Origin of the sequence: Mesorhizobium sp. M7A.F.Ca.CA.004.12.1.1 (assembly GCF_003997835.1) — a bacterium.
In the GTDB taxonomy this organism is placed as follows: domain Bacteria; phylum Pseudomonadota; class Alphaproteobacteria; order Rhizobiales; family Rhizobiaceae; genus Mesorhizobium.
In genome coordinates this window covers 1-7,179 of the sequence record NZ_RZRK01000281.1, presented here as the reverse complement: position 1 = coordinate 7,179, position 7,179 = coordinate 1, and the positions used below count along the sequence as shown (strand labels likewise).

At 64.1% G+C, this 7,179-nt stretch carries 7 protein-coding genes, 1 pseudogene and 1 riboswitch; of the genes and pseudogenes, 4 read left to right on the top strand and 4 right to left on the bottom strand.

Annotated features, from left to right (window positions below; translation table 11 throughout):
• From EN984_RS16430 to thiB, 3 genes are all read right to left on the bottom strand, one after another.
• On the bottom strand, positions 1 to 302 hold a 302-nt coding region (locus EN984_RS16430), incomplete at its 3' end, for an ATP-binding cassette domain-containing protein (protein ID WP_127383830.1).
• Positions 295 to 1,920 carry a thiamine/thiamine pyrophosphate ABC transporter permease gene (gene thiP, locus EN984_RS16425; RefSeq protein ID WP_127270156.1) on the bottom strand — a complete coding sequence of 542 codons (1,626 nt, stop codon included), beginning with the start codon at positions 1,918 to 1,920 and terminating at the stop codon, positions 295 to 297. The genes EN984_RS16430 and thiP, both read right to left, overlap by 8 nt.
• 251 nt (positions 1,921 to 2,171) lie before the next feature.
• A complete protein-coding gene (thiB, locus tag EN984_RS16415) occupies positions 2,172 to 3,170 on the bottom strand; it encodes a thiamine ABC transporter substrate binding subunit (protein ID WP_127270154.1) in 999 nt (332 codons plus the stop codon).
• A gap of 43 nt (positions 3,171 to 3,213) precedes the next feature.
• A riboswitch (TPP riboswitch) is annotated at positions 3,214 to 3,328 on the bottom strand.
• A gap of 87 nt (positions 3,329 to 3,415) precedes the next feature.
• Here thiB and EN984_RS16410 point away from each other — a divergent pair.
• From EN984_RS16410 to EN984_RS16395, 4 genes are read left to right on the top strand one after another with little or no spacing between them, the layout of a single operon-like run.
• Positions 3,416 to 4,060 carry a thiamine diphosphokinase gene (locus tag EN984_RS16410; protein WP_127270152.1) on the top strand — a complete coding sequence of 215 codons (645 nt, stop codon included), beginning with the start codon at positions 3,416 to 3,418 and terminating at the stop codon, positions 4,058 to 4,060.
• 1 nt (position 4,061) lies between these two features.
• Entirely contained in the window at positions 4,062 to 5,882 is a 1,821-nt protein-coding gene (locus EN984_RS16405) for an ABC-F family ATP-binding cassette domain-containing protein (protein ID WP_127270150.1), read from the top strand.
• Positions 5,883 to 5,940: 58 nt separating this feature from the next.
• Positions 5,941 to 6,183, top strand: a complete 243-nt coding sequence (locus EN984_RS16400) for a type II toxin-antitoxin system CcdA family antitoxin (RefSeq protein ID WP_127270148.1) — start codon at positions 5,941 to 5,943, stop codon at positions 6,181 to 6,183.
• Positions 6,183 to 6,482 (top strand): CcdB family protein, encoded by a 300-nt coding sequence (locus EN984_RS16395; protein WP_127270146.1) that lies wholly within the window; start codon positions 6,183 to 6,185, stop codon positions 6,480 to 6,482. The genes EN984_RS16400 and EN984_RS16395 overlap by 1 nt, the downstream gene beginning before the upstream one ends.
• Before the next feature lie 11 nt (positions 6,483 to 6,493).
• On the opposite strand, the pseudogene EN984_RS16390 reads toward EN984_RS16395, so the two are convergent.
• Positions 6,494 to 7,179, bottom strand: a pseudogene (locus EN984_RS16390) (hypothetical protein); the annotation flags it as partial.

Below are 7,179 nucleotides of genomic sequence, written 5' to 3'. Positions count from 1 at the left end.
ACGGAAAGATGCGCGAAGAGATTGTTCTCCTGGAACACCATCGACACCGGCCGCGCCGAGGCCGGCTCGGCGCTGACATCGGCCCCGCCGATCAGCACGCGGCCCGACTGTGGGGTCTCGAAGCCGGCGACCAGATTGAGCAGCGTCGACTTGCCCGAACCGCTCGGACCCATGATGGCGGTGATCTTCGCCGTGGCGAACTCGACGTCGAAGACAAGTGGCACCTCACCATAACTGAACGACACCTTGTCCAGCCGCACCGGCGCGCCCTTCTCGAGCCTGCTGGCCGCCCTCTCACGCATCGCGGACCTTCTCCCTTCCCAGCCAGTGCGCCGCCACGATCAACGCGAGACAGACGAGGCCGAGCAGCAGTGCCAGGCCGGCGGCATCCTCGGTGCGGTAGCTGCCCATCCGTGCCAGAAGAAGGTAGGGCAATGTCTGCACGGAATCACTGCCGAACAGGGCAATGACACCGAGATCGCCCAGCGACAGCGCCATGGCGAAAGCGAAGGCCGTGGCGAGCGGGCGCCGCAGCGACGGCCAGTCGACCAGCATCAGCCGGTTCCAGCCCGCAATGCCGAGCTGTGCGCAGAGCCGTTCGTGACGCTCGCTCGCCGCATCATAGGCGGGACGCACGGCGCGCAGGGCGAATGGCATCGCCATCACCGCGTTGACGGTGACGACCATGACCGGGGCGATGGCAAAGACATCGCCGGCATGGCGCAGCAACAGGAACCAGCCGGCGCCGACGACGATCGGCGGCACGACAAGGACAAAGCCGGCGCCTGTATCGGCAGCGTGTTCGAGCAGTGTCTTTGCGCCGGCACGGCGGTTCAGCGCCAGTGCCCGCCGCGCCATGGTCAGCGCCAGCGACAGCATCACCGAGAGCAGTGCCGACAGGAAGGCCAGCACCACGCTGGTCAGCGTTGCCTGCCGGACAGTGGCCTCACCGGCCAACCGGCCGAGATCCGCACCCAACCCGGCCATCACGGTTGCCGCCATCGGCCCAACGACGAACAGCAGCGCCAGGATGATGAGTAGCGCGTTCAACCAGGTCTCGCTCCGATGGACTGAGAGATACCGACGTTGCGCGACCGGCAAATTGGTGTCGCCGACCACATTGGCGCCCAGGCGCGTCAGGGCCAGCACAACGATAAAGGTCAGGGCAATCTGCAACAGCGTCAGTGTAACGGCCCGCGCGGGATCGAAATCAAAGCGCAGCGCCTGGTAGATGCCGACCTCCAGCGTCGTCGCGGCCGGCCCGCCGCCGAGCGTCAGCACGATCGTGAAGGATGTGATGCAGAGCATGAACACAAGCCCGGCGACGCCGGGCAATGCGGCGCGCAGCGTTGGCCATTCGATCAGCCGGAACGCCGGCCGCGCCGCCATGCCGAGTTGGCTCGCCAACCGCCATTGGTCGGCCGGTATGGTCTGCAGCGCCTCGAGGAACAGCCGCGTCGCCAGCGGCAGGTTGAAGAAGACATGGGCGACGAGGATGCCGGACAGGCCATAGATACCCGGCCAGCTTCCGCCGCCGATCAGGGCAAGCACGCCGGCGAAATAGCCGGCACGGCCATAAAGCGCCAGAATGCCGAGCGCTGCGACAATAGCCGGCAGCGCCAACGGCACGGCGAAGATCTGCAGGATGAAGGCGCGGCCGAAGAAACGTGGATGTCGCGACAGAGCCCGCGCCACGAACAGCGCCGGGATGGCCGAAAGCAGCGTCGAGAGCGCCGCTTGCCAGAGCGTGAAGCGAATGACGCGAAGCAGATAGGGATCGAAGGCTGCCCAGGCGCCCGAGAAATCGTGGGCGCCCTCGAAAAGCAGGCCGGCAAACGCGCCGCCGATCAGCAGCGCGATCGCGGCAAGCGCGACAATGCCGGCGCTGACGCGGGGATCGGCTGGATGGCGCGTACGCATCTCGCGCTATCCAACCCTGCGACGGGTATTGATCGAGGGGAATATCTGGCGAAGGCCCAGCCCACCCCCCTCTGTCCTACCGGACATCTCCCCCTCAAGGGGGGAGATTGCGCACTCAGCCGCCTTCGCTATTCTCAAGAGTGGCAGGACTAAGAGAGGCGATAAAGCTGCCGATATCCCCCCCTGAGGGGGAGATGGCCGGCAGGCCAGAGGGGGGCGGCTTGGCGCAAACATGCGACGCGGCTCGCGCCCTACTTGCTCATCACCGCAAGCCATTCATCGACCCAGGCCTTGCGATTGGCAGCGACCTCTTGCGGGCTGAACAGCAAGGTCTTGGTCGGCTTGACCAGTTTATCAAAGGCCGGATTGAGCGGCTTGTCGGTCTTGCCGGCCGGGAACATCCAGTTGGTCTCGGGAATGGCATCCTGGAATTTAGGCCCGGTCATGAAGGCCATAAACTTGGCCGCCAGCGGATTCTTGGCTCCCGTCGTGGTGATACCCGCCACCTCGATCTGCAGATACTCGCCCTCCTCGAAGGAGGCCGCCTGGTAGCGCCCGGTGTTCTCGGCGATCATGTGATAGGCCGGCGACGTCGTGTAGGACAGCACCATCGGCGCCTCGCCCTTGGTGAACAGCCCATAGGCCTCGCTCCAGCCCGGCGTCACGGTCAGCACCTTCGGCTTGAGCTTGGCCCAGGCCTCCGGCGCCTTGTCGCCATAAACCGACTTGACCCACAGAAGCAGGCCGAGGCCCGGCGTCGAGGTGCGTGGATCCTGGATGACGATCTTGTCGTCGGCACTGCCTTCGACCAGCTCTTTCAGGCTTTTCGGCGGGTTCTTCAGCTTCTCGGTGTCGTAGACGACAGCGAAATAGCCGTAGTCAAAGGGGACAAAAGTATCGTCGCTCCAGCCACCCGGCACGTTGACATCAGTTACGCCGCCATGCGGCGCGAACAAGCCTGAGGCCTTGGCATCGGCGGTGAGATTGGTGTCGAGGCCAAGCACGATATCGGCCTTGGTCGATGCGCCTTCCAATCTGACGCGGTTGAGCAACGCGACGCCGTCGGCGACCGAGACGAACTCGACATCGCAGCCGCATTCGGCCTCGAACGCCTTCTTCACCACGGGACCCGGACCCCAGTCGGCGGTAAAACTCTCATAGGTGTAGACGGTGAGCTTGTCCTTGGCCAAGGCCGGTCCGGACAAGGCCACGACCGTTGCTGAAACAAGAGCGTATAAAAGCGTGCGCATCGGCGCCTCCTTCGTTCGAATTGAAAGGAATTGAGGCGTCGGACTGTCCGAAACGTCTAATCCCTCCGCCGGTACAAACCGGATCAGGTTCAGCGGGTTGGCGAGACTGCCTCTCAGCCGGTCCGCGAAGATCGCGTCCGGCACCCCGTTAGAGCGTTTCGACACATAGGCCGGGCCGATCCGCCACGCAAGTGGGAGTTTGCCGCCTTCCGTTTCCCGTGCCGGGCTGGTAAGGGCCACACGATATGAGCACATTCACCATCCTGCTTGGCGGCGATCTCATCCGCACGCCACGGCTCGACCGTCAGGTCGAAGGCTCCCGCGTCATCGCCGCCGACGCCGGCATCGGCCATGCACGGCTGCTCGGCCTTGTCCCGGAGCTGTGGGTGGGTGATTTTGATTCCGTGCCAGCCAAGCTGCCTGACGATCTCGCTTCCGTGCCTCGCCGGACCTTCCCGGCGGAAAAGGACCAGACCGATGGCGAACTGGCCATCGCCGCCGCACTCGAGCGCGGCGCGACCCGCCTGGTGCTAGCAGGTGCTTTCGGCGGCAAGCGAGCCGACCACGCTTTCCTGCATCTGGCGCTTGCCTTGCGCCTGGCCGAAGCAGGGACCGATGTGCTCCTGACCAGCGGCGCCCAGGAAGGCATTCCCCTGCTGCGCGGAACGGCCGGCTTCGACTATGCCGATGGCACGCTGTTTTCGGTGCTCGGCTTTTCCGAGCTTGCCGGGTTGACCGTCACCGGCGCCAAATGGCCGCTGAACCACGTCAAGGTGGCCTTCGGTTCGTCGCTGACCATTTCCAACGAGATCAAGGGCCGCCTCGAAATCGCGCTCGGCCATGGCCGCGCGATGCTGCTCGCTCATCCCTATCCCTTACCTGAAAGCTGACATGGCCCCGCCTCTTCTCAACCTCGACGGGATAAAACTGACCTTCGGCGGCACGCCGCTGCTCGACGGCGCCGCCTTGACGGCTTCGGCCGGCGACAAGATCGCACTGGTCGGCCGCAACGGGTCGGGCAAGTCGACCCTGCTGAAGATCGCCGCTGGCCTGATCGAGCCGCAGGACGGCGAGGTGTTCCGCCAGCCTTCGGCAACTGTCCGCTATTTGCCGCAGATGCCCGACATGGAGGGCTTTGCCACTGTCCGCGCCTATGTCGAGGCCGGGCTTGGCCCTGCCGACGATCCCTACCGCGCCAGCTATCTGATGGAGCATCTCGGACTGTCGGGTGAGGAACGTCCGAACGATCTGTCGGGCGGCGAGGCGAGGCGTGCTGCCCTTGCCCGCGTCATGGCGCCGGAGCCAGACATCCTGCTGCTCGATGAGCCGACCAATCATCTCGACCTCTCGGTCATCGAATGGCTGGAAGAAGAACTCATCCGCACCTCCTCGGCACTGATCGTCATCTCGCACGACCGCCGCTTTCTCGAACGTGTGTCGCGCGCCACCATCTGGCTCGATCGCGGCCAGACCCGCAGGCTGGACAAGGGCTTTGGCCATTTCGAGGAATGGCGCGACCTAGTCCTGGAGGAAGAAGAGCGCGAGCAGCATAAACTCGGCCGCCAGATCGTTCGCGAAGAGCATTGGCTGCGCTACGGCGTGACGGCGCGGCGCAAGCGAAACATGCGCCGGCTCGGCGAGTTGCAGACCATGCGCCAGCGTTTTCGCGGCCATCGCGGTGCCGAAGGGTCGGCGACCATGGTGGCGAGCGACGCCGCCGAGTCCGGCAAGCTGGTGATCGAGGCGAAGAACATCGAGAAGAGCTTTGGCGATCTAACCGTGGTCAAGGGGTTTTCGACCCGCATCCAGCGCGGCGATCGCGTCGGCCTGGTCGGGCCGAACGGCGCCGGCAAGACGACGCTCTTGAAGATGCTGACCGGCGAGATGAAGCCGGACGCCGGTTCGGTGCGGCTCGGCACCAATCTGGAGATCGCCACGCTCGACCAGAAGCGCGAGGCGGTCGACCCGCAGGAGACGCTGGCGCAATATCTCACCGACGGGCGCGGCGAGAACCTCGTCATCAATGGCGAGCAGCGCCACGTCGTCTCCTACATGAAGGATTTCCTGTTCAAGCCGGAGCAGGCACGCACCCCGGTGCGCGAATTGTCCGGCGGCGAGCGGGCACGGCTCTTGCTGGCGCGCGTGCTGGCGCGGCCGGCAAACCTTCTGGTGCTCGACGAGCCGACCAACGATCTCGATATGGAGACGCTGGAACTGCTGCAGGAACTGGTCGCTGGCTTTGCCGGCACCGTCATCCTGGTCAGCCACGACCGCGATTTCCTCGACCGCACCGTGACCAGCCTGATCGCACCGGATGGTGACGGCCACTGGATCGAATATGCCGGCGGCTACTCCGACATGCTGGCGCAGCGCGGCGGCACCAGGCTGGACGACCGCAAGGCGCGCGCGAAGGCCGAAAACGGCGAAGCGCCAGTGACGGCCAAGAGTGAAGCGGCCGCGCCAAAGGGGCCAGCGAAGAAACTGTCGTTCAAGCAGAAATTCGCGCTGGAATCGCTGCCCAAGAAAATCGAGGCTGTGACGGCTTCGATCTCAAGGCTGGAGAACAACATCGCCGATCCGGCCTATTACGAGCGCGACCCGGCCTCGTTCCAAAAGACGATCGCCGCCCTCGACAAGGAGCGCGCTACGCTGGCGGCGCTCGAGGAAGAATGGCTGGAGCTGGAGATGTTGCGCGAGGAAATGGAAGGGTGAAGGATTGCGTGGGGGCTTTTATGCGCCTAGATTATGCGCATAAAAGGAGGCCATCTTTATGCTTCAATCGACGTCAAAACCTCAGCGACAATCTGTGAATACGTCCATCGACTCTCGGTTGATCAGCGATGCGAAAGCTTTGGGCATCAATATCTCACGCGCCGCCGAAGAGGGCATTGCAAAAGCAATCTCGGCAGAAAAAACGCGCCGATGGCAGGAAGAAAATAAGGAAGCCATCGACAGCTCCAATGAGTATGTCAGACGCAACGGACTGCCACTGGCCAAACACCGGCCGTTCTGATGGCGCGTTATGATTTCTATAGGAATGCCGCGGGCGGCGGTTATCTTCTCGACGTGCAATCAGACCTTCTTGAAGGACTAAGCACCAGGATCATCATTCCGCTGATGCCGCCCAAGATAGCCCCGGTTCCTGGTCGCCGATTAAACCCGACCTTCACCATAAACGGCAAAGATCATGTGATGGTCACCCAGTTTATGTCAGCCTTCTCTGCCTCGGAATTGCCGGATCCAGAGGGAAGCCTTTCCAGGCACCACGACGACATCGTCGCCGCGCTCGACATGCTGTTCCAAGGCTTCTGAACTGCTCCTTCTCAGCCAGCCGTCTTGGCCTGCCAGGCCTTGATCGCCTCGTCGAACACCTTCTCGCCGGGAATGCCCTTTTCCATGGTCAGCAGTGCCCGCCGTCCGGTCTTGTAGACGACCGGTACGTCGATCCAGTCCTGGCCGCGAAGCAGGGTCATGTTGGCGTCTTCGTCGGCCTTGGTATCGTTGAGCGCGACGAGGAAGAAGCCGTCGGCGATCTTCGCCGGAATGCCGATCAACGGGCTGCCGGCATCCTGTTCCGAACCCTTCATGGCGACGCGCAGGATGTTGTCGACACCGCCGCCCTCGAAACCGTCGGGCGTCAGGAAGATCATCTCGATGATATGGCTGGCCGGCAGTGTCTGATCGGTGTTGCGGCGGATGGTCATGCGCAACTGGATGTCCTTGCCGGGAATGGTGGCCTCGGCACGGATCGCCGGCTCCGGCGGCAGGTCGCCACCGGGCGATTCCTGCACCAGCGACCAGACGATATTGCCGGGCTCGGCGGAGCCCTGGGCGGTGCTGGTGCGCTCCTCGTAGAAGATCGCCTTCTGGCCGACAGGCAGAGCGGTTTCCGCAGGCGCAGCTGCCGGTGCGGGCGGCGTGCCGGCAGCATCGGGCGGCGCTGCCGGGGCAGCTCCGTTGGCAGGCGGCGTTGCGGGGGCGGCACCTGTAGCGGGGGGCGCTGCCGCAA

Excerpts from the sequence above, each read along its gene's own strand:
- thiP (WP_127270156.1), bottom strand. The coding sequence starts at position 1,920 with ATGCGTACGCGCCATCCAGCCGATCCCCGCGTCAGCGCCGGCATTGTC.
- thiB (WP_127270154.1), bottom strand. The coding sequence starts at position 3,170 with ATGCGCACGCTTTTATACGCTCTTGTTTCAGCAACGGTCGTGGCCTTG.
- EN984_RS16410 (WP_127270152.1), top strand. The coding sequence starts at position 3,416 with ATGAGCACATTCACCATCCTGCTTGGCGGCGATCTCATCCGCACGCCA.
- EN984_RS16405 (WP_127270150.1), top strand. The coding sequence starts at position 4,062 with ATGGCCCCGCCTCTTCTCAACCTCGACGGGATAAAACTGACCTTCGGC.
- EN984_RS16400 (WP_127270148.1), top strand. The coding sequence starts at position 5,941 with ATGCTTCAATCGACGTCAAAACCTCAGCGACAATCTGTGAATACGTCC.
- EN984_RS16395 (WP_127270146.1), top strand. The coding sequence starts at position 6,183 with ATGGCGCGTTATGATTTCTATAGGAATGCCGCGGGCGGCGGTTATCTT.